The sequence below is a fragment of the Caballeronia choica genome (genome assembly GCF_001544535.1).
In the GTDB taxonomy this organism is placed as follows: Bacteria; Pseudomonadota; Gammaproteobacteria; order Burkholderiales; family Burkholderiaceae; genus Caballeronia; species Caballeronia choica.
On the sequence record NZ_FCON02000007.1, the window covers coordinates 84929 to 109809 of the forward strand.

Consider the following 24881-nt stretch of genomic DNA (forward strand, 5'->3'; position numbering starts at 1 on the left):
CCGCGCAACTTCCAGTCAATCCAGCGCAACTATTGCGTTACCGTATCTGGCGCCGCCCGCGTTTCGGGACGACGCCGCTTCCCGACGCGTTACTTATCCGACGCGACGGTTGCATCAACGGCCTGCTTGGTGAGCTTGTCAATCGAGCCATTTTTTCTCTGTTCTTCGATGTACTTGTTCAGTACGTCGATGTCGGCGTCGGATATGGCTTTATTCATCCCGAAGCAGGCGGGTTGCGGAACGAGTTCGGGCTTGGGCTGGAACACCGACAATGTTTCAGGGTGAGCCGCTACCACAATCAGGTTCGTCGCACTGTCATCGGCCATGAAGTCGGTGCGCTTCGACATCAGAGCGAGCCGCGTCTCGTCGGTGCCCGGAAGCCGCATGACGTTGGTCGTCTTCATTCCGGCGCCCACCGCCTTGTCAGCGATCGAACCCGACATGACCGCCACGGAGAGGTCCGGCTTGTCGAGATCTTCAACCGTCTTGGGCGGCGTCTTGAGTTTCGGGTTGTTCTTGTTGTAGACGAACGTCACGCTCGAATACACGACCGGGGCCGAGAACTTGATTGCCTTGGCTCGCTCCTCGGTATAGCTCAACGACATGGCGAGATCCCACTTGTTCGACTGCACGCCCGCGATCATGTTCGGCCAGCTCGTGTCGACGAACTCCGGCTTGACGTGCAGGACGTCTCGCGCGAACCCGCGACACAACTCGGTGAACAGGCCACCGTACTGCTGGGTCTTGGCGTCGCGCGTGACGTACGGCGGGGTAATTCCGGCTCCGCACCGCAGAACGCCGGTCTCCCGCACTTTCTGCCATGTGTTGCCCACTTGCACTTCTGCATGCGCGCCGGCCTGTATTGCCAGAGAGCCGCAGGCAACAGCAGTTGCGATGATGATGCGCATGGGTGCGCGACTGAGTCGAAGGGTCGAGATGTTCATAGATGCTCCGGATGTGAAACTGCAAGCGACTCGACGAGTGGCTGCAATGGCGATCGATGTGAGAAAGTGGCGCGCTTAGAACTTCTGAACCATGCCTACGCGGAGGGCAACCTGGTGGTTGGTGGAGGAGGCCGTTCCAGTGACCCCTTCGAAGATGTCGGCAGGTTGTGACGCGCCCGCCGCGATCTGGTAAGCCGCCGACAGATAGACCTCCGTGCGCTTGCTCAATTGATAGTCGGCCATCAAGTTGATCTGGTGGTACTTCGGCGCGGCGGACGAGTAGCCGATGTCGCCATCCGTGAATTCATATCCGAGCGCAAGCGTGGTCGCCGGATTGAACCGGTACTGTCCCCACGCTTCGTACGTATTGAACTTCACGGTTGCGGTAGAACCGTTGGCACGGTCGAACTTCACGTTGGAGTAGTCGAGACCCAACATGGCGTCGCCGAGCTTGTAGGTCCCGCCAACGGCGACGACCTGCTCGTTCGAGGGCTGTCCTACGTAGCTGAATACGCCGGTTGCGCCTACCGCTGCCCCTGTCGTATTCGGTTGATAGCTTCCTTCCGAAAGGAACGTGCCGGGAGACTTCGCAAACAGGTATGCCGCACCGATGTTCAAGTTGCCGGCCGTGTAGCCTGCGCCGCCACTCCACAGTCCGATCTTGCTCGTCCCTTCCGTATTCGCGTTCGTCAATGCCATCAAACCGCCGAACGTCAGTCCATGAATGTCCGGACTCGCGTACTTGACCGCGTTGTTGACCCGAAACGAGTTTGCGCTGTTGTCGATGTCGTTGGCATGCCATGCCAGGCCACCCCAGTTGCCCGTCATGGTGACGGACTGGAAGTAGTCAACCACGGAGTCGTACTGACGGCCCAGCGTGACCGTACCCAGCCGGGCGTCGGACACGCCGACCCAGGCCTGTCTGCCGAATTCGCGTCCGCCCTGCGCGAGCGTACCGTTCACCACATTAAAGCCGTTCTCCAGCTTGAAGATCGCCTTGAGTCCGCCACCGAGATCCTCTTCGCCTTTGAGGCCCCAGCGGCTTCCATAGATTCCGTCGTAGGTTCCGTCCTGCATGTGATAGAGCTGCTTGCCGCCGCTGTTATTCGTGAAGTCGAGCCCTACGTCGATGACGCCGTACAGGGTGACCGACGATGACTGTGCGTGCGCTGCTCCGCATGCAAGCGCGGACACCGCGACGACCGTAAGCTTTCTTTTGATATTCATTACCCAATCTCCAAACAATGTCGAAAGTCGCCCGGACGGAAACATCAAGCCCGGTCTGCATATTTCTGTTCCATGACGCTGCATCGACCGGTCGGCGGCCTTCCTTCAGGCTTCTTCCCTGATCGCAAAGGTTTCGATCTCCACGCGCTGCCACTGACGAAGCATCGAATCGACTTGAATCAACGTGCTGGCCGGACGAATCAAATCGAACGTCTCGAGATGCGCCTTTGCGACCGCCTCCGCATCATTGATGTCGCGGACGTAGACGACTGTACGAACCACATCTTCAAAGCGCATGTCCGCTTCCACGAGCACCTTCTGGATCACTTCGATGATTGCCCGCGTCTGCGCGTAGGCATCGCTCTTCTCGTGTGCCGGCGGAGCGCAGGTGCCGGAGATGTGCAGGTGCGGCCCCACTCTCACGGCGCGGGAATAACCGAAGACGCTCTCATAGGCGCCGCCTGACGAGATCTTTTGGCGGGCAGTGGCTTTTGAATTCATACTTTGATAATCCTCAATTAATGAGACTTCGATCGCAGAGCGATTTCCGCACGGTGGTCATGCAGTCATACGGGTGCTTTGTGGATGGTGCAAAGCAACTCGTGAGCCGGGTTCTTTACTTCGCTGTCTTTACGTTGAATGCAGTATCGGAAGGCCAAAATGCGGCGTGAAGGATAGGGTTGCCGGTACCACCCAAAGGCATTGGCTATGGAAGGTTTCCAGAGGCGATTTGACATCTCACGTGAAGCATCGGGACTCGGAAAATCTCGCAACAAGTGCAAAAAAAAGCCGAGGCGCAACGCCTCGGCTCTCTTCAACGACACCCGCCCCGAACGATTCTCCTGGCTAACCGACTACCTGAACCTTGCCATCGAACGATCCAGCTTCAGAACCACGCATGCGCACCAGCAACGGCCTGACGCGCGCGCTCTACCTTGTCACGATCTGGTGTCTTGAAGGTCGGTCCCATCGATTTGGTCAGGCTTGTCGCGCGCGCAATTCCGATCATCGCTTCGAGATACTTGATGGCAACGGTCGTCGAATCCACGACGGGTACACCCGTATCCGCCACGTGCGTGTAGCCGACGCGTCTCAGCAGCGGGCCGAAGTAGGCGCAACCCACCAGGATCACATCTGCACCGTCGGCGATACAGGTTAGTGCGGCCTGCTCGAAACGGTGGATGAATTCCCTTGCGGGGTCCGTCACTGCGCTCATCAACAGGCCGCCGTCCGACTCCGGCGATATCGACCGCACCGGACGTGCTATGGCGCGTTCACCGAAGCCATACGCCAGCACATCTCGTTCGATCGCGATCGCAGTCTTCCGTGAAACGGTGACGACCGCAAACCGATGTCCCATCGCCATCGCCGCCAGCATCGATTGTTCACCGACTGACGCCACCGGGATGCCGAGGACTTCTCTCGTCTCCCAAAGGGGATCGTTCCAGCAGCCGAGGAATACCCCATCGAAACCGTCCTGCTCCGCGCGGATCGCCTGATCCATCATCAGCACGGAGTTCATGTGCTCCGCATACGAAGACCGTGTGAAATTGGCGCTGCCGTCACAGAATCGATATTCGATTTCGTTCCCGGCCGCGAGCACTGGATTCATCGTTCTTTCGAGGGTGCTCCACAGTTGCTCCATCTCGGGCACTTTCGCCGTCGGATGAACCCAGCATATGCGCATCACTGAACTCCATTTTTATCGAGTGGCACGCAGAATCAGGGCACCGGTTTGCACCGATACCCGCACTCTGCGTTCGAATCGCGCAGGATGATCTGCGCGAGGGGAATTACATCGGAAGCGGCTTGCCCGTCATATCCTTGACAAACTTGAGCGCAATCAGGCCGAGCACTGCGCCGCCCATCAGATACCACGCCGGGATAATCGGATTGCCTGTCCGGTGGATGAGCCAGGTATTGATCAGCGGCGCGGTTCCTCCAAGCAAGGAGACCGATACGTTGTAGCTGATGGCAAGGCCGCTGTATCGAACGGGAGCACGGAACAGCGAGGCGAGCGTCGCCGGCATGACGCCCTCGAAAAGCAGTTGGGCAAGAACCAGCATCATCAGTCCGGCGAAGACAATTGCCACGCTGGGACTGCTCAACAACTTGAATGCGGGAATCGCGCCGACAATGATCACCGCGCAGCCCAGGCCGATCATCTTTTTAGCGCCTACACGATCGCCCAGCCATCCCGCAACGGGAATGAAGGCGAGCATGACGAGCGTGGCGATCATTGCCAGAAGATTGCCGAACTGCACGGGATGCCCGACCACATCGGAAAGGTAGCCCGGAATATAACCAAGCGCCACGTAGTAGGTGATATTGAAAACTGCGGTGAGTCCCGCGCATTTGAGAAGCTGCGGCCACTCCTCGATAAGAAGCTGCACGATGCTTTTGCTCTTGGCGAGTCCTTTCTGATGCTTCTCGTTTTCTTGCATTTGCTTGAAGACCGGCGACTCATCGACGTTAAGCCGGAGATAAAGCGCGACGAGACCCGCGAGACCGGCGACCACGAACGGAATGCGCCAACCCCAGGCTTCCATGCTCGCCGTACCCAGAGAGAACGTAAGCAGATTGACGAGCGCTCCGCCGAGAAGGAAGCCGGATATGTTTCCGAACTCCAGCCAGCTTGTCATGAAGGTGCGCTTCTTGTCGGGCGAATGCTCGGCGATGAACGTGCACGAGCCGCCGTATTCGCCGCCGGTCGAAAGGCCTTGAAGCAGGCGAATGCAAAGCAGGAGAATCGGGGCAGCCATGCCGATGCGTTCATATCCCGGCAGGATGGCGATACAGAAGGTCGCGACCGACATCAACGCGATGCTCAAAGTCAACGCGACCCGGCGGCCATAGCGATCGCCGATCGGTCCAAAGACAAAGCTGCCGATGGGTCGAATCAGGAAACCTGCCGCAAAGGTCGCGTAGATCGAAAGCAATTGGGTGGCACGGTCCTCGTTTTGGAAGAACACCCTGCCAATCGTCGTGGCAAGCGACGAGTAGAGCGCGAAGTCGAACCATTCGATCATGTTGCCGCAAGTCACGCCCACGACAGCACGGCGAAGCGAAGCCGTAGACGTGTGATGATCGCTCGGTGGCGCGTCGAATTCATGCAGGTCGCGCGGTGTCATGCTTTTGGTAGTCATCTTGAATCTCCTCCATCGGTCCATGCCGGTGCAGCACGGTCGCCGACCGGCCGCACGTCTCGGTATGGCGGGTGCTCAACGCATGAAGACGCCGCCGGCAATACAGACAGTTTCGCCGGTCATGTAGGACGGCTCGTGAGCAAGGTTCCATGCCCATCCAGCGATCTCCTCGACGGAAGCTGCGCGTTTGAGCGGGATGCCAGGAATGGCTGCTTCGATGCGTCCGCCCTTGCGCGTGCCCTCAGTATCTACCCAGCCGGGGGCAATCGCATTCACCGTGATGCGGCTCTCGGCCAACTCGATCGCCAGCGAACGTGTGATCGACACGACGGCCGCCTTCGACGCGCTGTAGAGCAACTGGTTGCGCGACGCCGCAAATGCGTCGACCGATGCAAAGAACACCATCGTGCCGCCGTGCTCCGGGCCAATATGCTTCGCCCCGACACGCGCCACGTTCAGGGTGCCGAGCACGTTGATGTCGAAGATGCGTCGGTAGACGTTCGCGTCATAGCTCTGGAGCGACGAGGTCGGGAACACGCCCGCTGCATTCACGACCGCGGCGAGCCGCGGCTTGCCCGTCAGGGCTTTTTCGACCGCCGCGCTCAGGACCGCTTCGTCGCTGATGTCGGCGATGACCGTGGTGATGTTTTCGTCGGCCTCGTGCGCGGAGTGCGCCACGTCAACCGCCAGGACATGCCAGCCTTCATTGGCAAACTTCAGCGCAGTCGCGCGGCCCATACCCGAGTTCGCTCCCGTCACGATTACGCTCTTCTCGGGTGAGCGTTGTTTCAAAGTCGTCATTTCGATATCTCTCAGGTCTAGTCGTGATCAGATTGCGAGGTCAGGTTCCACTTCCTGCGCAGCTATGGCCTTGTGGGCCAGCGTATCGAGTTGCTGATTGCTCTCGTCGAGGTTTGCCTGCCAGAAACGGCGCACGATGTCGATGCGCGAATCCGGGGTTTGCATCTGGCTGAAGCGCTGTGCCAGATCCTTCGTGCCGCGCTCACGCATGGCGAGCAGGCGCCCCACCAGACGGCTTTGCGCGCAATACACCGGCCACTGTGCGCCACGGGGCGCCGCCAGGCCGACGAAGTAGAGGGATTCGAGCGACGTCGGGAGCGTCATCGCAGCGGTGCGCAGTGGCACGCCGTCGCGCCATTCGAGCAGTGACTTGTCGATGAACGGCAGCGTCGTCTTGAAGCCGGTTGCCCACAGGATCGTGTCGTACTCGGCATCCGTGCCGTCGGTGAAGAATACGCGCTTGCCCTCGATGGCACGCAATCCCGGTGCCACCTTGATGCGGCCGTGCTGGATCCAGTAAAGCAGCAGCGAGTTCACCACCGGCGGCTGCTTCTCGAGGTCGTAGGTCTCCGGTGCCGGCATGCCCGGATAGTTTTCGTGCGAGCCGAGCACGGTGTTGATCAGTGTCGAGGCGACCATGTTCGCCATCTCAGGCGGCATCGCGTTCAGGAACGGCAACTCCGCACGCGGGCGGCCGAAGAACGTCTTGGGCTGGAACACCTGGCCGCAGCGCATTGCAATCGTGACGTCGAACCGGCTTTGCGCTGCATCGACGGCGAGATCACAGCCGGAGTTGCCGAAGCCCACGACCAGCACGCGACCTTCGATTTCGCTCGTGTTCCTGTACGACCCCGAGTGGACCGAACGGCCCGTGAAGCCCTTGCCAACTGCGGGAATGTTCTGGTCCCACAGATGCCCGTTCGCGACGACGACTCCGTTGTAAAGATGCTGCGAGCCATCCGACAGCGACACGCGCCAACCGTCACGGCCTCGCTCGCCCAGCGGCTCGATGCGCTCGACCGCGGTGTTCAGCCGGATCATCCGGGTCAACCCGTACTTTTCGGCGTAGCTGACCATGTAGGCCGCGACTTGCTCGCGGCTCGGATACATCGGATACGAGTCCGGCATGGGGAAGCCGTCGAAGAACGAACTGCTCTTCGGCGTGATGAGATGCAAGGCGTCGTAATCGACGTGCCAGTGGCCGCCAATCCGGTCGCTCTTTTCGAAGCAGTCCACGGCGAAGCCCTGCTCCGACAATGTCTTCACAGCCGCCAGACCGGCTGCGCCTGCCCCAATTACGCAATAACGTGCTTGATTCGACATCTCGATATCTCCATCTGTCCGACTGTGGTCGCGAAATGCGCCAAACCAGTCCATGTCAACGTGATGGCAGTATCGAAATACCAAAATCCCGCGTGAAGATTGCGCGGTTGGTGGCTCCCATAGCAAACGTCTATATGAAAGCTATTTGCAAGTGTTTTCCGCCATTCGCAGAGCGCTGGCAATGGACGACCGTCATGCAACGGTCGTCGCGCTGCACAACGGATGTGGGAGATGCGTAAGCGTACCTGCGAGAGTCTGACAACTTACGGTCCGCACGAAAGCGGCCTGTCAGTGCGGTCCCATCCGTGCGGGGCAGATCATTTTGATCAGACGTGTCCGTACTTCGCCAGCGCCTCGGCCAGACTGAGGCCTTGTTGCAATTCCTCGCGAATACTGCGCTCCTGATCCGTCAGGCGTTCCGCTTCAACCAGCACGGTATCGACCACCTCGTTTGGAATGACCAGGACACCATCTTCATCGCCGAGCATGAAGTCGCCTGGGCACACCTTTACCCACTGGGAAGTGGCGCCGCGCACGCTTATCGGTATTTGCCATCCATTGACTTTCCAGCGGGCGATGGATTGCACGGGAGTGCGATAGCGGGCGAACACCGGAAATTTCTGCTCGGCAATCCAACGGATATCGCGAATGCCGCCGTCGACTATCGATCCGACGCAACCTCGTTCCTTCATTCCAATGGCGATGAGTTCGCCAAAATAGCAGACGCCTTCCCCGTCGCCGCTCCAGACCGTGACGCTGCCTGCCGACACCCCAGCGCAGGCTTCCATCTTGTCCGGGTCTCCTCCGAGCTGATATGGGGACATCTGGCCGCGAATCGTGTATGCCCAGCCTGCCAGCTTGCCACTCGAAGGGGGATATGGGGTAAAGACCGACGAGAGCCCCTGGTGGAACAAGCCGAGCGTGTCAAGCACGTCTGCGACGTTCGATGTGTCTACTAACAGGAATCGTTGGCGAATTGCTTCACGATCCGCCGCGCTTCGCACTACAGGAATTGCATCCATCATCTGCTCCTTGAAAGAGGGTTGTTTAAATGCTGGGGATCATGCCGCCGTCGACACGTACAACGGAGCCCGTAATGAAAGCAGCGCGTTCGCTGGCCAGGAATGCCACTGCGTCGGCATATTCTTCGGGTTTGCCGTAACGCTTCACAGGAATCGACGCCGTACTCGCGGCAACGACTTCGTCGTATGTCTTGCCTTCGCGGCTTGCGCGCGCCTCGTCAAGTGAACGGATGCGGCCCGTAGCGATTCGCCCTGGCAGAACAACGTTGACGCAGATGCCATCGGCAGCAACCTCGTTGGCCAGCGTCTTCGACCATCCGACCAGGGCCAGGCGCAACGTATTCGACATGCCGAGGTTGGGTATTGGCGCGACTACGCCGGATGAGGCGCTCGTGATGATGCGGCCCCAGCCTCTTTGTTTCATCGCCGGCAGCAGCAGGTCCGTGAGATGCATCAGTGATAAAACCATCGAGTCGAATTGATTTCGCCACTGCTCGGGAGCTACCCCTGAGGCCAGCGAGGGGGGCGGCCCGCCGGAATTGTTGACCAGGATTTCCGGGTCGCCCAGGGTACTCCTGACGTCCGCGACCATGGCCGTGACGTTTTCGAGGTCGGCAAGGTCGGCCTGAATACCATGGGCGTTTCCTCCTGCCACGCGAATGCGCGATACGGTGCTTTCCAGCGCTTCGCGGTTCTGATCCGATACGGCGACCGTCGCGCCTTCGCGGGCGAGCGCTAACGCTATGGCTGAGCCCAGGCCACCACCGGCCGACATGACAAGTGCCACGCGATTCTTGAGACCGAGATCCATGGAAATCTCACTTAGTTTCGATATCAGGTTCGATAGATGAGGCGCCCGACGACCCGAACGTCCCGTTGTTCAGATTCCATTCAGGTGAAGGTGCGCGCTCGCTGGATTCGCTTATACAAGTCGCTCGCAGGCGCGACTGATTCGATCGCACCCCAACGCCAGACGCTCGTCTGCCGTAGCAAAGGAAATCCGGAAATGTCCTCCTACGCCGAACGCGCTTCCAGGGACCACTGCAACGTGCGCGTACTCGAACAGGTATTGACTAAGGTCGACATCGTTCTGCAGGATTTTTCCTTCTGGCGTTGCGCGGCCGATCAGACCTTCGCAGGACGGAAATAGATAGAACGCTCCTTCTGGACGTCTACAACGCATGCCGTCGATCGCGTTCAACGTATTCAATGCGGCGTCACGCCTCCGTTGGAAAGCGTGATTGCGTTCCTTGATGAAATCCATCGAGCTGTCCAATGCGGCTTGTGCCGCAGCTTGAGAGATGGAGCAGGGATTGCTGGTGCTTTGTGACTGGATCGTTGCCATCGCCTCGATAAGCGACTTTGGGCCACCGGCGTAGCCGATGCGCCATCCCGTCATTGAATAAGCCTTTGACATTCCGTTGACGGTGAGAATTCTCTCCCGCAGATCCGGCGCTTCCGAGCCAATGGTCGAGAACTGCCACCCGTCATAGCGAATGTGTTCGTATATGTCGTCCGTCATCACCATGACGTGCGGATGCCTGAGGAGCTCTGCCGCCAGGGCACTCAGTTCTGCGCGCGAATAGCCCGCTCCCGTGGGGTTGCCCGGAGAGTTGAGAATCAGCCATTTGGTACGAGGCGTAATCGCTTCGCGAAGCTGCTCCGTCGTGATCTTGAAACCCTGCGCTTCGCCGCACTCGACTTCGACAGGCACAGCGCCGGTCAACCGAACCATGTCCGGATACGAGACATAATACGGCGCTGGAATGATGACTTCGTCACCAGGATTGACTGAAGCGAATAGCGCATTGAAGATGACCTGCTTGCCGCCCGTGCCAACGCTGATTTCGCTGACATCGTACGCAAGGCTGTTGTCACGCCAGAACTTTCGAACGATGGCCTCCTTTAACTCGAGGGTGCCGTCAACATCGGTGTAGCGCGTGGCACCAGAGTCAATGGCGCGTTTCGCCGCCTCACAGATATGCTCGGGCGTAGGGAAGTCTGGTTCACCCTGAGAAAGGCTGACAACGTCGATTCCCCTTCGACGCATTTCGGCTGCGTGCTTGGTAATGGAGAGCGTCGGGGACGGTTTAACTGCATCAAGAAGTTGGGATAGCATAGACGATCGGCTTCGTAACGTAGACTCGGGATGAGTCACCAAGTTGAATGGAGGGATGCGGTAATGAGGATCATCCATCCGGCCTTGAAGCGAACATAGGATTTCCTGATTAAGCTGCTGTGTGATCACCATGGTAGGGACGTGCGATCAGAAATAAAATCAATATATATCGTTGCCAGGCGCCAATTATTTCGATGAGTTGAAGCTGTCAGTGCAAAGCCGTGGCCGTAACACTATGGCGGTCACGGTCACTGAGGATGAAATAAAGATATCCCGAAGCACGACTAAGACCACGTCCCGTGCAAGGTTGCTTCGCCGCTAAGAAAGAAGCTAAGTGCCCCAATCCGCGCAGAAACGGGAATTCCTGAAACGCTGATGAGAAGTCGAAGCCTTTTGCGCTAGCGTGACGCGTTCATCGAAGACAGGTTAGTGGTGAAGAATCCTCGAAAGGAACTGTTTCGCACGATCCGTCCGTCTATCAACGTCGCCGAAAAAATCGTCTTTCGGGGTGTCTTCCAATATCCTGCCTTCATCCATGAAGATCACGCGGTGTGCAACTTTCTTCGCGAACCCCATCTCGTGCGTCACGCACATCATCGTCATTCCCTCCCGGGCAAGTTCGACCATCACATCGAGCACCTCGTTGATCATCTCCGGATCGAGTGCGGACGTTGGCTCGTCGAACAGCATCGCCACGGGATCCATCGAGAGCGCCCGCGCGATCGCGACGCGCTGCTGCTGACCACCCGACAGCTGACCCGGGTGCTTGTCCGCCTGGCTCTTGAGGCCGACGCGGTCGAGCAGCTTGAGACCCTTGTCGGTCGCCTCGTCCTTGCTGCGGCCGAGCACCTTGATCTGCCCGAGAGTCAGATTCTCCGTGATCGTCAGATGCGGAAATAACTCGAAGTGCTGAAATACCATTCCGACCTTCGAGCGAAGCTTGGAAAGATTGGTCTTTCGGCTGCACACGGAAGTCCCGTTCACCACGATGTCACCTTTTTGTATCGGCTCCAGGCCATTGATGGTCTTGATCAGCGTGGACTTGCCTGACCCGGACGGGCCGCATACCACGACCACCTCGCCCTTGGCGACCTGGGCGGTGCAATCGGTCAGTACCCGGAAAGCTCCGTAATGCTTGGATACGTTGTTTATCTCGATCATAGGGAAGCCCTTTTATGGAGACGCCTCACGAATTGGGAAGCGAAGAAACAAATCACGAAATAGACAAGGCCGGCGAATAGCAGCATGTCCACCGTGCGCCCGTCGCGCTCACCGATGTCGTAGGCTCGGCCGAAGAAGTCCGCTAGCGCGCTCACGTAGACGAGCGACGTGTCCTGGAAGAGGATGATCCCCTGCATCAGTAGGAGCGGCACCATGTTTCGAAAGGCCTGGGGCAGGATGACCAGAAGCATTACCTGTCCGTAATGCATTCCCAGTGCCTGTGCGGCAAATAGCTGGCCACGTGCAACGCCCTGAATTCCCGCGCGGATGATCTCGGAGCAGTACGCTGCCTCGAACAGCGAGAAAGCGATCAGCGAGGACGTCATCCGCAGGTCGGATGCAGGCGACAGGTTGAATGTCTTCTGCAGCAACTGCGGGACAATCAAAAAGAACCACAGCAACACCATCACCAGGGGAATGGAGCGGCAAACGGTCACGTATGCTTCTGCAAACCAGCTTAGCGGGCGAATCGACGACAGCCGCATCATCGCAAGAAGGGAGCCCCATACAATACCCACGAGTACGCCCGTGAATGTGATCTCGAGAGATACCAGCATGCCTTCGCCAAGCACTTTGATGTTGGCTGGATTGATCAAGCTAAAATCGAAATCGTACGCCATGTTCATCTCCTATTTGCTGCCGAGGTAACCGGGAACTCGAGTGTGTTGTTCGATCCAGCGCATCAGCATCATCACAGCCACGTTGAGGAGGCAGTACAACAGCGTTACCGCGATAAACGACTCATAAGGACGGGCCGTATAATCGACTAACTGGCGCCCTTGACCGGCCAGATCCAAAAGGCCGATGGTTGACGCTACCGCGGAGTTCTGAAATATGTTGACGAACTCGGTTGTGAGTGGTGGCACGATAATGCGAAATGCCATTGGCAGCACCACGTAGCGATACGTTTGTAGAGAAGTCAAACCCAGAGCGAAGCTTGCGTTTCTTTGGCCGCGCGACAGGCTGGCGATGCCGGATCGCACTTGCTCGCAAATCCGGGCGGCCGTGAAGGTTCCCAAACAGATGACGCCGGCCAGGAATTGCTGAGTGACGGGACTCATCTCTTTGATCGCTTGTCCCCCTGGCAGCAGTTCCGGGACGACGAAGTACCATATAAATAACTGCACCAGTAACGGAACGTTCCTGAAGAGTTCGACGTAGGCGGCCGCGAACCCGGATGCCCATTTGTTCGGTAGCGTGCGTAGCACCCCGAGTACGGAGCCAAGAAAGAGAGCGATGATCCAGGAGCACAGTCCAACCGCCACTGTTACCTTCAGACCGGACACTATCCAATCCAGGTACGTCTCGCTGGACGAGGCTCTTTCAAGAAATACACCCCAATGGAAGAGGTAAGGCATGGTATCTGTATGAACGCGTCCCGGCTGCGCAGTTGTTCGGGCAATGAGATGCGGGTGTCGGAATTCCTATGGAGCCTCGGGTCCCTTGCCATCCAGAGAGACCAAGGCCGCGTGGATCACACGGTCTTAACGATTTCCAGTATGAATTCCCATTCCGCCGAACGTGAACATTGCGCAGCCTTTCGACATTCGCTCTATGTAAAGGCGTGGATCTTGCACTTCGTTTCGGCCATTTGATTTGGCGTCACGCGTGCGCTCTGATTTTCCAACGAGTTCGTGGTGGCCCGGAAGGCAATCGCCTTCCGGGCGAGCGTTCAATACAAGCGGGTCACTCGTCGAGTGCTCTGTCGTTCGGATTGACGATGAGCGCTTTCATATCGGAAGACATGGGGAAATCGACGTTGAATCCTCGCGGCGGTATCGGCTGCAGGAACCACTTCGTATAGAGCCTGTTGACGGTACCGTCTTTCATCATCCCGGAGATTACGTTGTCTACGAGCTTCTTGAACGGCTCGTCGTTCTTTCGGAGCATGCAGCCATAAGCTTCCCGGGTGAAAGGCCTGGCCACGACCAACCAGTCCTTGGGTGACTTCGCCTTGGCCCGCTCGGCATACAGGATTGCGTCATCGTCCATGTACGCGGCGGCGCGGCCGGTTTCCAACATCAAGAACGCCTCTCCAACATCCTTGGCACCTATGATGTTCATACCCAGCTTGTCCTTGTCGTTCATGCCCCGCAGCAGACGCTCGCCGGTCGATCCCGCCGCTGCGACCACGTTATGGTCCTTCAAATCCGACCACTCCTTGATCCCGCTGTCCTTCTTCACAAGCAGGCGAGTGCCGATGATGAAGATCGTGGTTGAAAATGCCACCTGCTTCTCGCGCTCAAGGTTGTTGGTAGTCGTACCGCATTCGAGATCGATTGTGCCGTTCATGAGCAGCGCAATCCGGTTCTGAGAGGTAACGCTCAATTCCTTGACCTGTAACGCGGGAATCTTCAGTTGCTGTTTGATGGCGTCAACAATTTTCGTGCTGATGTCGTAGGAATATCCCGCTTGTTGACTACCACCGAGGTTGTAGTTGAACGGAGGCGAGTCATATCTCACCCCAAGTGAGATGATTCCGGTGTCCTTGATCTTCTGTAGGGTTGGGCCCAGATCGTCAGCCATGGCACTGCAGGCGATGGCAAGCAAAGCGACCACTGAGAACATCTTAAGGTTCTTAAGCATGGTTAATTCTCCTCCTGACACAGTCTCGAGTTGAAAGTCTTGTTCTGAAGTGGGCGAGCAGGTCGGCGCATGCGCCGCAACGCGGTTCGCGGTCACATAGGGTTCACACCTATCGGTTTTTATGTGGACGGTTAAAAACTACGCAATGGTAGGACTGGTAGGTTCGCGCAGCCACCCAGTGACGTCAGATGCCGGGCCGCAAGAACGGCATGACTTGCAACTCCCGAAGCCTGCTTCACTTCTCAAGATGAGGCGGTAGATGTAGTCTATGGCGAAAAATCAAACACCAAAAACGATATGTTTTTGCCCTTGTGAACATTATTTTCGATCAATCGCCATGCTTCGGGAACTTCAGACTTTTTTGGCGGTGGTCCGCTACGGATCGTTCGCCAGCGCTGGCGCCAATATCGGGCTCACGCAATCTGCCGTTAGTGCGCAAATCCATCGGCTTGAAGAGGAGCTTGGACTCGCGTTGTTTGATCGGAGCGGCCGGTCTGCGCTGCTAAATTCGGCCGGCTACGAGGCGCTCGCCGTAGCCGACGAGATCATGGCTGCCTATGCGAAGCTGGGCCGTAACGCGGCCAGCTCCCGTGCCGGCTTGATCCGGGTGGGCGCCATCTCGTCGGCGCAGGCGTCTTTCCTCGCGGACGCACTTGCGATCTTCCGCGCTGAGAATCCGGAGTGCCGTGTGAGGCTGGTTCCCGGAGTTTCCCTGAATCTGCTCGGGCAGGTGGATTCCGGAGAGGTTGACATGGCGGTGATAATCAAGCCCCGGTTCACGCTTCCTTCTGATCTACAGTGGAGACTGCTGTTATCCGAGCCCTTCTTTCTACTGGCACCCGAGACGCATGAACGCTCGACGTGGCGAGAGTTGCTCGAAGCGGAGCCTTTCATCCGATACGATCGAAACGCCTTCGATGGGAGGCTCGTCGATCAATTTCTGCGCCGCTCAAAGATTTCCGTGAAGGAGGCGATAGAGCTTGATGAGCTTCAAGGGATTGTTCAACTCGTTCGACGTGGCGCGGGAGTGGCGTTACTTCCATTGACATCGGCGCTGTCGCTTCCGGAGGGCGTTGTTGCTTTTAGTCTTGGAGAAGCCACCTTCTTCAGGGAGGTTGGCCTGGTCGAGCGTCCTGCCCATAGCCGCCAGCCAGCCGCCAGCTTGTTAGCGTTGCGGATACTCGAAGCTGCGCAGGCGCAGGCTAGCGAACTTCAGAACGAGGGGATACTGGATAGGGGCGCCGGTCGGTGATCCAGGCCGGTCTGCCTTTTAGCGAGTTTTCCAAAAACGCTTAACGCATTGCCCGCGCATCCTCACGGACTTCCACCTTTGTTGTTCGAGGTGCCACTCGGTTATACGAATACCGTCGCGCAGACAAGCGAAGTCACCTGTACCGGAAGCGCCCAGCATAGCGCTCGACGCCGCAGCGACTCAAAGCTCCTGAGTTCGGGCGCGTTACTCTTTGGTGCCATCCGCTTACCCAGCCTATGGATCGAGCTGAATTTCAGACAATCAAAAGAATTTCTTCTGATATTCCAGAGTGGAATACCGGGTCGCAAGGCCGCTACCGCCAAGCCGCTGTATTTGGCAGAAGCCATCGACGATCGTGCGTCCGCTCGGTAAATCCGTATCACGAAGCAAATGAAAAGGCGTGGATGAACCGGATGTAGTTTTCTTCAAGTAGCCGATCGTTTTTATCCGTATTGTTTTTCCAGCGTTCATAGGACTATCGACTCCAACCTCGGATGGTGATCGAGAGCAAGAGCACTGAACATAAACGACTGGATGGAGAAGGAGATCGGCGTGGGAATCGGAAAGGATGTGAAGTTGCTGGGCGGGATGGGCGTTCTACTGCTGGGATGCTCGTCCGGCGCATACGCGCAAAGCAGTGTTTCTATGTCGGGTTTCCTTGGCGCCGGGATCGGCTACACGAGCAACGTAGGAGGGCACTCGAGCGTATCCGAAACCAATGGCGTATTGCGCCCAAACACGATTTCAATACAGGGCAAAGAGGATCTGGGTGGTGGTCTGCAGGCGCTCTTTTACCTCGGCACTCTGTTTTCGATGACTTCAGGGACGATCCTTGGTGCGCCCGGTAGCCTTTTCTCCCGGGAATCCTATGTTGGTCTGTCGGATCAGTATGGCACCTTGACCTTGGGTCAGCAGCGCGATTTCATGTTCGACATGACAGTGCTGGGGTATTCAGGCGGCTACTACCAGGGCCTCTGGGGCGCTCACCAGGGCCCGTTCCCGAGCTTCGGGGTGCCGTACGTGATTGGCGGATCCTACGATTTTGACCGGCTCAATGGCGAGGCGCTCAACAATGCGGTCAAGTTCAAGAGCGCGAATTTCAGCGGCTTGACGTTCGGAGCGATGTACGGCTTTGGTGGCGTCGCCAGCAGTTTCGGGAACTCGAGTTCTTCGAGCTTCACGGCCAACTATGAGTTCGGTTCGGGTGGCGTGGGTGCCGCGTATACGGAGGCGAAGTCGCCAACGATCAACCACGGCAATGATGGCATCCGGAACCTCGGCATAGGCGCGAAATATCTGCTGGCGCCGGTTCGATTCTCGGTGCTGGGGACGATCTCTCGCAATACGGCGACCGGAGCGCAGATCGATGCCGTCGACGCGACCGCGAGTTACGACTTCACTCCGTTCTGGAATCTCGCCACGACCTATACCTACATGAATGGCAATCACGTGCTCAACAGCGCGCACGCAAACCAGCTGGATGCCACGCTGACTTACCGCCTCTCGAAGCGCACCGCAGTGTATGGGACCTATGTCTGGCAGAAGGCATCGGGCGAGGGCGCGCTCGCCCGCATCAACTCGACCCTGACGAGCCCGTCGAGTTCGGACGCTCAGACGATGGTGGGCATCAGCATCATGCATATTTTCTAGCCCTTGCGCGGAGACTGCCCTCGCTCGTGGCAACAAGAGCGAAGGCAGCGCAATACTCTCAGAGCGGTTCGTTCGGCACAGTGGGCTATTCGGTGCGGTCCAACAAAGGAATTTACGCCGCCCTGCGAATCGTTCTTCGAGTGCTTGCGTAAAGTGGCGCAGGCGGCGGCCGAGGTTGACCATGGGCTAGCCGGTATTCCAGACACTTATACCCACCGCCTGATTTCTGGTTTTTCCACCGCCCGGGTGCACGGCGAGTTTATCTAAACGTCGACGGTCGACACAGACATGCATAACTATGTGACGCGCAAGCCACTGGGTGTCGTCGGCGTGATTTCGCCGTGGAATCTGCCGCTGCTTCTTTTTACATGGCAAGTGGCCCCGGCGCTCGCGATGGGCAACTGCGGCGTTGCCAAGGCCTCGGAAGAGACGCTCACTTCGGCCACGCTGCTGGCCGAAGTCATGCGCGACACGTCGAGCATCGAGCGTTCTCAATGCGCTCCGCTTCCCGCATCGCTTGCAACGGCCTCAATCACATCCGCGAAGCGCATGGTCCGATGCCCTTGCAAACGGCCATAGGCCGGCCAATACGGTAAGTGTTCGCCATTCGGATTGCCCGACTCGACGAAGTTCAGCACGTACTCCTGGATGCAAGCCGATAGCGAGCGAGCAGCCGCCAGGTCGATCCCGTCCAGCATCGGTGCATCGACCCAGTCTTCAAAGTTGCCGAACACGAACGGCAACTCGAAGCAATGGCATGCTCCCACCTCTGGCTGAGGCGACTGGAAATCGAACTGATATGCGAAGACCTTGCTGCCGGCCGATTCCATCTCCGTCGCAAACTTGATCGCAGGAAGCTTGAACAGCTTGTCCGAACCCAGATCGACGAGGGTTGTGTAGGGCCGGCCATCGAGCCGACGCTTGAGTGCCCGCGTGTAGGATGGCTTGCCTTGTTCGCCGAATTCCTCGCCATATTTCTTCAAGGCCTGCTCTTCAGTCGCACTTGTCATTGCAGGGTGACTCGCGAGGAAGCTGCCCATTTCTTCCCGGGTCCAGCCGATCATCAGCGGCTTGCCAGCAAAATTCTCGCGTGCCTGAGCGCCGGGGTTAGCGGGAACCTCGTTATCGCAAACGGTACGGAACAGGACGGGCACCTCTGCAAATGCGCTTTGCGCGCGCAACATCGAGGTCTGCAATTCCAGTATGCGTTCCATGGGCATCGTCCGCAGCGCTTCGCCGGACGAGTCTATCCCCGCCATCGCACAAGACTGCTCGGCCATCGCTTGAGCGGCTTCAGGCGTCATCGGTGGCAGACCCGGATAGCTGAGCATGATGCCGCCCTTGACCAGCACACTCGTTCGCTTCATCGCAGCAAGCAACTGCGTGAACCACGCACCCGCGGATTGTCCGGCCAGCACGATCGATTCCGGATTGCCACCAAAACTGCCGATGTTCGCCTTGACCCACTGCAAGGCCATCTCGAGGTCGCGAACGGCGAGGTTGCCGGGAGAAGTCCCCTTCATGAAGAGATTGCCGAGCAGACCAAGCCGATAGTTCATGGTCACCACGACGGCGCGCCCGCTTCTCGAGAGCTGGTCGCCGAAGTAGCACTGCAGCGACCCTCCGCCCGTCAGGAAGCCGCCTCCGTGAATCCAGAATATGACGGGAAGTTTGCCGGAGAGGGTGGGCGTGAAGACGTTGAGACGAAAGGCGTCCTCCGACATTTCCGCGCCTCTGGCCGTCGGGCCCATCACAAAGTCGAGGCGGCTTGGCAACTGTGGAAAGACTGGTCCGGGCCGCGTGCAGTCGCGTTCGCCGGGCCATGTGGATGGCGCAAGCGCGGGCAAAAACCGACCCGCGTCGACAGCATAGGGAATATCGAAGAATGTGTGGACGCCGTCGTCCAGCACGCCCTTTAGAACACCTTGCGCGCAATGTGTGATGGTTGTCTTCGTCATTGATTTATCTCGCTAGTCTTCATGTGGCTGCACGGGTGCATTGAGAACGGCTTCGCGCACATCCTTTCGCCCAGCTTCTCCTGATATGCTTGGAGTTCCAGCCGGGTTATCCGGTCGTGCGTCGGTAGCAATGTTCACGTACATGCTGCAGAAACAAAACGGAAAATTTCGCTACCGTCCTTGAAGAAAATTCATGAGCCGCCGACTATGAGTTCCTTGCAACAGCGTCTGAAGCTTCGCCACATCTCGGTGGTCCTCGAAATAGCGCGATGTGGCAATCTGCAGAAGGCGGCAGAGGCGCTCACGGTGAGTCACTCGGCGATATCGAAGGCACTGGCAGAAGTTGAAGCAATCACGGGCGCACAGTTGTTCGAGCGCACGCCATCAGGAATGCGTCCGACGATTCCCGGAGAAGCGCTTGTGCGCCATGGCTACCTGATCGCCAGCGATGTGCAACGGGCCGAAGCGGAACTCGACGCGCTGCGCGCAGGCGACATGGGAACATTGTCGATAGGCGTATTCTTCCCGCTCAACTGGTGGGAAGTCCTTGCTGATTGCGTCGTGGAATTCCGGACAAGATCGCCCCGGATACGCCTGAACGTCGGTGAGGACTCGATGGAAGCCCTTCTTGAACGGCTTGATCAGGACCTTGTCGATATCGTCATAGGGCGTCTCGCGAGTGGCTTTGGCGGCGATCAGTATGCGCAAGAGCCGCTTCGCGATGACCATCCCCTATTTGTCGCTCGACAGGGGCACCCGCTCACGCAGAAACCGGTCACGCTCGAAGACCTGTTGAGTTTCCCGTGGGTCTTGCCCGAACAACCGAACATCATCAGGCAGCAACTGGAGTTCGCGGTGCGCGACATGGGCCTGAGGTTTGGAACGGATGTCATGTCGTCGCAGGTTTCGCCGTTGACGTTTCGGCTCGCAAGCAAGAGCGACACGCTCGTGCTTGCATCGCAATGCATTGCGGACGAGTTGCACACTCTGTATCGACTGCAACCCGTGCTCTGTGAATTGCCGCTTTATCTCGGCCCGCTTGTCGCTGTCACCCGCAGCGACAAGCCGCTCAGCAGGGCGGCGTCCATGTTCTTGCAGCAATTGAAAGGCATGGTGAACGCCCGCGGTCCCGCACGGGGATAACTTGCAGGGGATCGGCCACCTCGTCCGCTTAGACGCCGTCACAGGATGCGGTGCCCGGAGTTCCAAACGTCGTCCGCTCCGGGGAACCGTCATTCAGTTCTCGATGAAGTGCGGCGCGATCACCACGGTCTCTCCGGCTTGCGCGGAGCGCGTCGCGGCCTCGGCACAGGCGAGTGCCGCGATGCCATCCTCAAGCGTAACGGGCATTGGCGCCTCGTCCCTTGCGGCCTGGACAACCGGACGGAATATCGAGTTCTCGTCCGAGCTCGAAGACACCGAGCGCAGCACTCTCGCTTCCGAGTGCCCGGGCAATTCGCGACATCGCGCCTGGGGCTGCAGCGCTGTTATAGGCGAGTGCGTGAGGCAACACGATTGCATGCGTTTCCGCATGCGGGAGATTGAAGCTTCCGCCGAGGGTATGACAAAGCTTGTGATGCAAAGCCATTCCCACATGACCCGGTACGCTACCGCACATCCATGCGCCATACAGACAGTCGCTGCGCGCTGACAGGCTCTTGGAATCGCTCTTGATCCTCGCAATCCTGCCGCCAACGCACGTATTCCGTCTTCGGCCATGGGCCGGCTTCTTGTTGTTCTGCGCCATCACCAGCATCGATAGACGAAGCGTGTCGGAAAGCAGAATGAATTCCTGTCGCTTGTCGTCCGTGATGTGTCCGGTCTCAGTCAGAAACTGTATGGCCCTGAACCACTCTGCTTCGGTGAGCTTGACTTCACACGCGAAGCTATGAAGATGCTGCACCAGGCTGGCAATGATCGTGCGTAGCCTGCTGTCGCATTGGTCGTCCATCGACGCGATTACAGCTTGCGTAATAGTGTCTTCGTTGATATCGCGCATCGCATTCATCTCCGCAGTGCGCGTGCGCATGAGTGAAGAGCTTATCTGTCCCATAGCGGGAAAAAAATGCGCTATAGTGAAATGACATTTCCGCCTGGAAGATTAATCGCGTAATGGACCGCTGGACTCAAATCGAGTTGTTTGTTTTGACGGCCGAACTTGGCAGTTTGTCGAAGGCGGCCGAGCAGCTTGACATGTCCAATGCGGCGGCGAGCCGCACACTCAGCGCGCTGGAAGAGCGTCTCGGAGCGCGCCTCATTGAGCGCACCACACGCAGGCAATGGCTCACTGATGCGGGAGTGGCGTACCGCCGGAGCTGCGTTGCAGTCCTCTCGGAGATGGCCGAAGCCGAAGCCGCCGCAGCCGAGGCGACATTGAGCCCACGTGGAGTTTTGCGCGTGACCAGTTCCGTGTCGTTTGCAATGCTGCACATCGCTCCATTTCTGACCGAATTCAGCCGGAAGTATCCGAGCTTGTCGGTGCAAGTCGTCGCAGCGAATCGCTACCCTGATTTTATCGATGCGGGAATTGATATTGCGATTCGCACGCGCGAGCATGAAGGAGATTCGGGAATTACGGTACGCAAGCTGGCAGAAACCGCTCGCATTCTCGCCGCCGCGCCCGCTTACCTGACCGAACATGGCCGCCCCCTCAAGCCTGAGGACCTGAGCCAACACCGGATGCTGGTGTACAACCTCGCGGTCGATCCTTATATCCTGCACTTCAAGCGCGACGAGGAAACCCGCGACATTCCGATCACCAGCGTCCTGGACTCCAACGAAGGGCAAGTCATCTGTGCCGCCGGGCGCGCTGGCCTGGGCATCGTGGTTCAGCCGCTCTACATTATTTATGACGACATCGTCGCCGGACGTCTGGTGCCTATCCTCACGGATTGGAACCTGCCTCGCCTCACCATCAATCTTGCCTATCAAAGCCGGCGCTATCAGCCCGCGAAAATACGGGTGTTCACCGAGTTCCTTATCGAGTGGACGGAACGCCGCCAACTTGCCGCGAAGTGGAGCTGTATTCGCTGACGTATCGGCCGCGGTCTTCCACTGCCTTTGCACCGTCGTGCCAAACATCCGGAAAATTCCGGGTATTGCCGAAACCAGATTGATCGTGTTGGCGTTACACGACCCTCCATGGGTTCTGGTGACCATCATCTACGCCATCGCGATGATCTCGGCCCTATATCCCAAGGCAGCCTTCGGCTTCGCGGATATCGGTCGCGACGGAACGCGGCCCGTGACCTCATATGGCGCGTCGGCCACGGTGGCGGTCGTCGCGGCGTTCTTCGTTTCGCTGCTGTTCAGGTTCGTCTTCGATCCGAGCGGCAATCTGTTTCAGACCATTTCGACGCCCGGCGCGTTTCGAGCCGCGCTCGAAGTGTCGCTGCAGCGTCTGCCGTGGATGTTCATGACGTTCGCGATGACCTTCACGATTGCCTGGGTGACGGACAACCGCGCTGCCACGCCGGGGGACGTGCCCCGCTGGCTACGTTATGCGGAGTGCGGCGGCATGAGCGGTGTGTTCCTCGTCGCGCAATACGTGACGCTCGAATTGCTGCTGAGTTCGGCGCCTGCCATTTTCGAACCCTCGACACCGTTCAGGCTGCTTCCCACCGCGGCTATCGTTGGCGGTTTGATCGGGGCGCTTTTGCCGCATTGGTATCGGAGGATCAGAATGAACATGGCTCCGCGCTCGTCCGGTCCGATTGCCCCGTCGCCGGCCTGGCACTCCGCGGTTCGTCGCAAGCAAAGGCGACGCAGGACAAGGGGTCCATATTCGAAGTCCGGTCGGCCGGCATCATGCCGTCAAGACACTCCAGTTCCCTGATGCAGTTCGCCGCCTCGCATCAAGCGCTGCGCGATATCGGCCGTTTGCAGGGTCCCGCGTTCAGTCGGTGAATGGGCCGCGAGATAGCGGACGACCGCAATGAGAACATGCCGCCCCTCGCCAGTATTGCCCCACGCGGCAAACTGCCGGACGCCGGCCTCCAGCATCTGATAGGCATGGAAGCCCGCATCTTCGCGAAGCACCGCAAGCGCAAGCGTAGCCATCAGCGCTTGTGGCGAATGACCGAGTGTGAGATGCCGCGCCACCAGCCTTGCCGCAAGATCAACCTGTCGCTGCTGGTCGAAGGCCTCGAGCAAGGCGGTGCGGATCGTCTCCTCATCGGTAGGAAGGTCGTCGAGTTGATCGTGGCCATCGCCCGGGATGCGGGCCGGCGGCACGTTCAGATAACGGGCAAGGTAGAGCGCCATGGCTCCGTGCATGATGCTCCGCACGGCTGGAACGTAACCGTCGATGCCCGCGGTCCCGATCCGACTGAGCATCTGGTGGACCGCGTTGGCATGGGTAAAAACGTGGTGCGCCGTCTCCCAGTCAGCGTGCTCGTTGGCATTGCCGAAGCGGGCCACGCGCAGCGCCGCTCCGTAAGCGAGGGCTTGTCCCAGGTCAGCAGGAGCGGCGCCTGCGCGGATCGCCTCCTTCAGCGCGTCAATGATCTTCGCTGGATCGTCGCCGAGCAGTTCCCGCGCGAGCGCCGCATGGTTCGACCAGTCTCGCAAGCCGCGCCCGGCAGCGAAAAGTTGCGCCATTTGGCTGGTCGCTTCGTCACACAGCGCGACAAGGTCAACGGGCTGGCGCCAGGCGGTCGATTCCTCGGCGCCACGGACGGTGACCATCTGAGCGACGATGGTAGGCAGCAAAGCTGACGCGTGCTCCCAGCCGATCAGGTCAAGGCACTCGAAAGCCTTGTTGATGAAGTCGAGCAAATGACCGGTGTCGGCGAACGCCCGCTCGGTACCGGCCGAAAGTAAGGTATCGGCGAGCACCGTTGGTGAGAGACCAGCGGCAACCGCCGTCAATAGGGTGCGCTCGGCCGCCTCGCGATGGCGCACGTTTGTCCAAAGGCGCAGCCAACGCTTGAGCGTGGCTGGCTCCGGCCTGCTTCCAAGCGGCGCACGTTCCCGCCGCGGTGCCTCGCCCTGGCAGTCCGCCGCAACACGGCGCGCGCCTTGGAACAGCGCGAGATAGGCGTCGTCTTCTGGCAGCATGGGCAACAGATTCGCGAGCGCCGTTAGTATCGTGAGACCGACGCCCCAGCCGTCACGGTTCTGCGCCCCGAAGAGCGCCACCTGCCGCACGATATCGGCAACCGGCACCTCGGCTGCGAGTTGACCATGCACGGCCTTGGCAATGACGAGCCCGAGGTCGTGTGCCAGGCCGTCCGCAAGCCGCTGATGCCAGTGCGCCGCCGGATCGGAATGACCGGACGTGGACGCCACCCAGATGGCGCCCTTGCGTAGCTCGACCGCGTAGCTCGGTACATCGTCCGCCCAGAGGTCGAAGGTGCAGCCGCTTTCCAGATCGAAGCGGGCGTGGTGCCAATGACAGGTCACGATGCCGTCCTCGACAGTGCCTCGCTCAAGCGGGAAGCCCATGTGGGGACAACGATTGTCGAGGGCGAAGACGCGCCCACGGTTGTAGATGACGAGGATTGGACCATGGCCACCTTGCACAACGAGTCGTTCCTTCGCCTTCAGCTCTTCAAGGCTCCCCACGAGCACGAATTCGCTATTCGGTGCATCCATGCGCATACCCCGGCATTCGTCCCTTCACGGACGTCGT

General features: G+C 58.7%; 23 protein-coding genes and 3 pseudogenes. 6 read left to right on the plus strand and 20 right to left on the minus strand.

Features of this window, described 5'->3' with window-relative positions; genetic code table 11:
* Positions 1-89 precede the first annotated feature (89 nt).
* The 14 genes from AWB68_RS05000 to AWB68_RS05065 form a co-directional block, all read right to left on the minus strand.
* The gene (locus AWB68_RS05000) at positions 90-944 is read right to left on the minus strand and encodes a substrate-binding periplasmic protein (RefSeq protein ID WP_087643250.1); all 855 of its coding nucleotides are present in this window, start codon (positions 942-944) and stop codon (positions 90-92) included.
* A gap of 75 nt (positions 945-1019) precedes the next feature.
* Positions 1020-2171 (minus strand): porin, encoded by a 1152-nt coding sequence (locus AWB68_RS05005; protein ID WP_087643251.1) that lies wholly within the window; start codon positions 2169-2171, stop codon positions 1020-1022.
* Between the two features lie 105 nt (positions 2172-2276).
* Positions 2277-2672, minus strand: coding sequence for a Rid family hydrolase (locus AWB68_RS05010; protein WP_087643252.1), 396 nt, complete (start codon positions 2670-2672; stop codon positions 2277-2279).
* Between the two features lie 385 nt (positions 2673-3057).
* The gene (locus tag AWB68_RS05015; protein ID WP_087643253.1) at positions 3058-3858 is read right to left on the minus strand and encodes an aspartate/glutamate racemase family protein; all 801 of its coding nucleotides are present in this window, start codon (positions 3856-3858) and stop codon (positions 3058-3060) included.
* Positions 3859-3964: 106 nt separating this feature from the next.
* Positions 3965-5341: an MFS transporter gene (locus tag AWB68_RS05020; protein ID WP_327381915.1), complete on the minus strand. Its 1377-nt coding sequence runs from the start codon at positions 5339-5341 to the stop codon at positions 3965-3967.
* Positions 5342-5392: 51 nt separating this feature from the next.
* Positions 5393-6118: an SDR family NAD(P)-dependent oxidoreductase gene (locus tag AWB68_RS05025; RefSeq protein ID WP_087643255.1), complete on the minus strand. Its 726-nt coding sequence runs from the start codon at positions 6116-6118 to the stop codon at positions 5393-5395.
* A gap of 27 nt (positions 6119-6145) precedes the next feature.
* Positions 6146-7441: a flavin-containing monooxygenase gene (locus tag AWB68_RS05030; RefSeq protein WP_087643256.1), complete on the minus strand. Its 1296-nt coding sequence runs from the start codon at positions 7439-7441 to the stop codon at positions 6146-6148.
* A gap of 326 nt (positions 7442-7767) precedes the next feature.
* Complete coding sequence (locus tag AWB68_RS05035; RefSeq protein WP_235028215.1) at positions 7768-8463, minus strand: RraA family protein; 696 nt, start codon at positions 8461-8463, stop codon at positions 7768-7770.
* A gap of 25 nt (positions 8464-8488) precedes the next feature.
* Positions 8489-9274: an SDR family oxidoreductase gene (locus tag AWB68_RS05040; RefSeq protein ID WP_087643258.1), complete on the minus strand. Its 786-nt coding sequence runs from the start codon at positions 9272-9274 to the stop codon at positions 8489-8491.
* A 111-nt stretch (positions 9275-9385) separates the two neighbouring features.
* Positions 9386-10582 (minus strand): pyridoxal phosphate-dependent aminotransferase, encoded by a 1197-nt coding sequence (locus tag AWB68_RS05045; RefSeq protein ID WP_087643259.1) that lies wholly within the window; start codon positions 10580-10582, stop codon positions 9386-9388.
* Positions 10583-11008: 426 nt separating this feature from the next.
* Complete coding sequence (locus tag AWB68_RS05050; RefSeq protein WP_087643260.1) at positions 11009-11743, minus strand: amino acid ABC transporter ATP-binding protein; 735 nt, start codon at positions 11741-11743, stop codon at positions 11009-11011.
* Positions 11740-12423 carry an ABC transporter permease subunit gene (locus AWB68_RS05055; RefSeq protein WP_087643261.1) on the minus strand — a complete coding sequence of 228 codons (684 nt, stop codon included), beginning with the start codon at positions 12421-12423 and terminating at the stop codon, positions 11740-11742. The genes AWB68_RS05050 and AWB68_RS05055 overlap by 4 nt, the downstream gene beginning before the upstream one ends.
* Positions 12424-12432: 9 nt before the next feature.
* Positions 12433-13161, minus strand: a complete 729-nt coding sequence (locus AWB68_RS05060; protein WP_087643262.1) for an amino acid ABC transporter permease — start codon at positions 13159-13161, stop codon at positions 12433-12435.
* Between the two features lie 328 nt (positions 13162-13489).
* A complete protein-coding gene (locus tag AWB68_RS05065; RefSeq protein WP_235028220.1) occupies positions 13490-14371 on the minus strand; it encodes a transporter substrate-binding domain-containing protein in 882 nt (293 codons plus the stop codon).
* Between the two features lie 355 nt (positions 14372-14726).
* Between AWB68_RS05065 and AWB68_RS05070 the strand changes: the two genes are divergently transcribed.
* The gene (locus AWB68_RS05070; RefSeq protein WP_087643264.1) at positions 14727-15641 is read left to right on the plus strand and encodes a LysR family transcriptional regulator; all 915 of its coding nucleotides are present in this window, start codon (positions 14727-14729) and stop codon (positions 15639-15641) included.
* A gap of 261 nt (positions 15642-15902) precedes the next feature.
* On the opposite strand, the gene AWB68_RS46320 is transcribed toward AWB68_RS05070, so the two are convergent.
* Entirely contained in the window at positions 15903-16112 is a 210-nt protein-coding gene (locus tag AWB68_RS46320; protein WP_125482877.1) for a hypothetical protein, read from the minus strand.
* 63 nt (positions 16113-16175) lie between these two features.
* Here AWB68_RS46320 and AWB68_RS05075 point away from each other — a divergent pair, with 63 nt between their 5' ends.
* Positions 16176-17291: a porin gene (locus AWB68_RS05075; RefSeq protein WP_087643265.1), complete on the plus strand. Its 1116-nt coding sequence runs from the start codon at positions 16176-16178 to the stop codon at positions 17289-17291.
* Positions 17292-17576: 285 nt separating this feature from the next.
* Positions 17577-17762, plus strand: a pseudogene (locus AWB68_RS05080) (aldehyde dehydrogenase family protein); the annotation flags it as partial.
* Positions 17763-17782: 20 nt separating this feature from the next.
* On the opposite strand, the gene AWB68_RS05085 reads toward AWB68_RS05080, so the two are convergent.
* Positions 17783-19249, minus strand: a complete 1467-nt coding sequence (locus tag AWB68_RS05085; protein ID WP_087643266.1) for a carboxylesterase family protein — start codon at positions 19247-19249, stop codon at positions 17783-17785.
* Positions 19250-19456: 207 nt separating this feature from the next.
* On the opposite strand from AWB68_RS05085, the gene AWB68_RS05090 reads away from it, so the two are divergent.
* Positions 19457-20392 carry a LysR substrate-binding domain-containing protein gene (locus tag AWB68_RS05090; protein WP_087643267.1) on the plus strand — a complete coding sequence of 312 codons (936 nt, stop codon included), beginning with the start codon at positions 19457-19459 and terminating at the stop codon, positions 20390-20392.
* A gap of 93 nt (positions 20393-20485) precedes the next feature.
* Here the strand turns inward: AWB68_RS05090 and AWB68_RS51055 are convergent, their stop codons facing one another.
* The 3 genes and pseudogenes from AWB68_RS51055 to AWB68_RS05100 form a co-directional block, all read right to left on the minus strand.
* Positions 20486-20599, minus strand: coding sequence for a hypothetical protein (locus tag AWB68_RS51055; protein ID WP_327381920.1), 114 nt, complete (start codon positions 20597-20599; stop codon positions 20486-20488).
* Between the two features lie 34 nt (positions 20600-20633).
* Positions 20634-20968 (minus strand): annotated as a pseudogene (locus AWB68_RS05095) (maleylacetate reductase); the annotation flags it as partial.
* A gap of 1 nt (position 20969) precedes the next feature.
* Positions 20970-21248, minus strand: a pseudogene (locus tag AWB68_RS05100) (dioxygenase); the annotation flags it as partial.
* Positions 21249-21361: 113 nt separating this feature from the next.
* On the opposite strand from AWB68_RS05100, the gene AWB68_RS05105 reads away from it, so the two are divergent.
* Both AWB68_RS05105 and AWB68_RS05110 read left to right on the plus strand, forming a co-directional pair.
* On the plus strand, positions 21362-22282 hold the full coding sequence (locus tag AWB68_RS05105; protein WP_087643268.1) for a LysR family transcriptional regulator: 921 nt from the start codon (positions 21362-21364) through the stop codon (positions 22280-22282).
* Between the two features lie 118 nt (positions 22283-22400).
* Positions 22401-23084, plus strand: coding sequence for a hypothetical protein (locus AWB68_RS05110; RefSeq protein WP_087643269.1), 684 nt, complete (start codon positions 22401-22403; stop codon positions 23082-23084).
* Here the strand turns inward: AWB68_RS05110 and AWB68_RS05115 are convergent.
* A complete protein-coding gene (locus AWB68_RS05115; protein ID WP_200828635.1) occupies positions 23063-24844 on the minus strand; it encodes a Rieske 2Fe-2S domain-containing protein in 1782 nt (593 codons plus the stop codon). The genes AWB68_RS05110 and AWB68_RS05115 overlap by 22 nt on opposite strands.
* Positions 24845-24881: the final 37 nt, after the last annotated feature.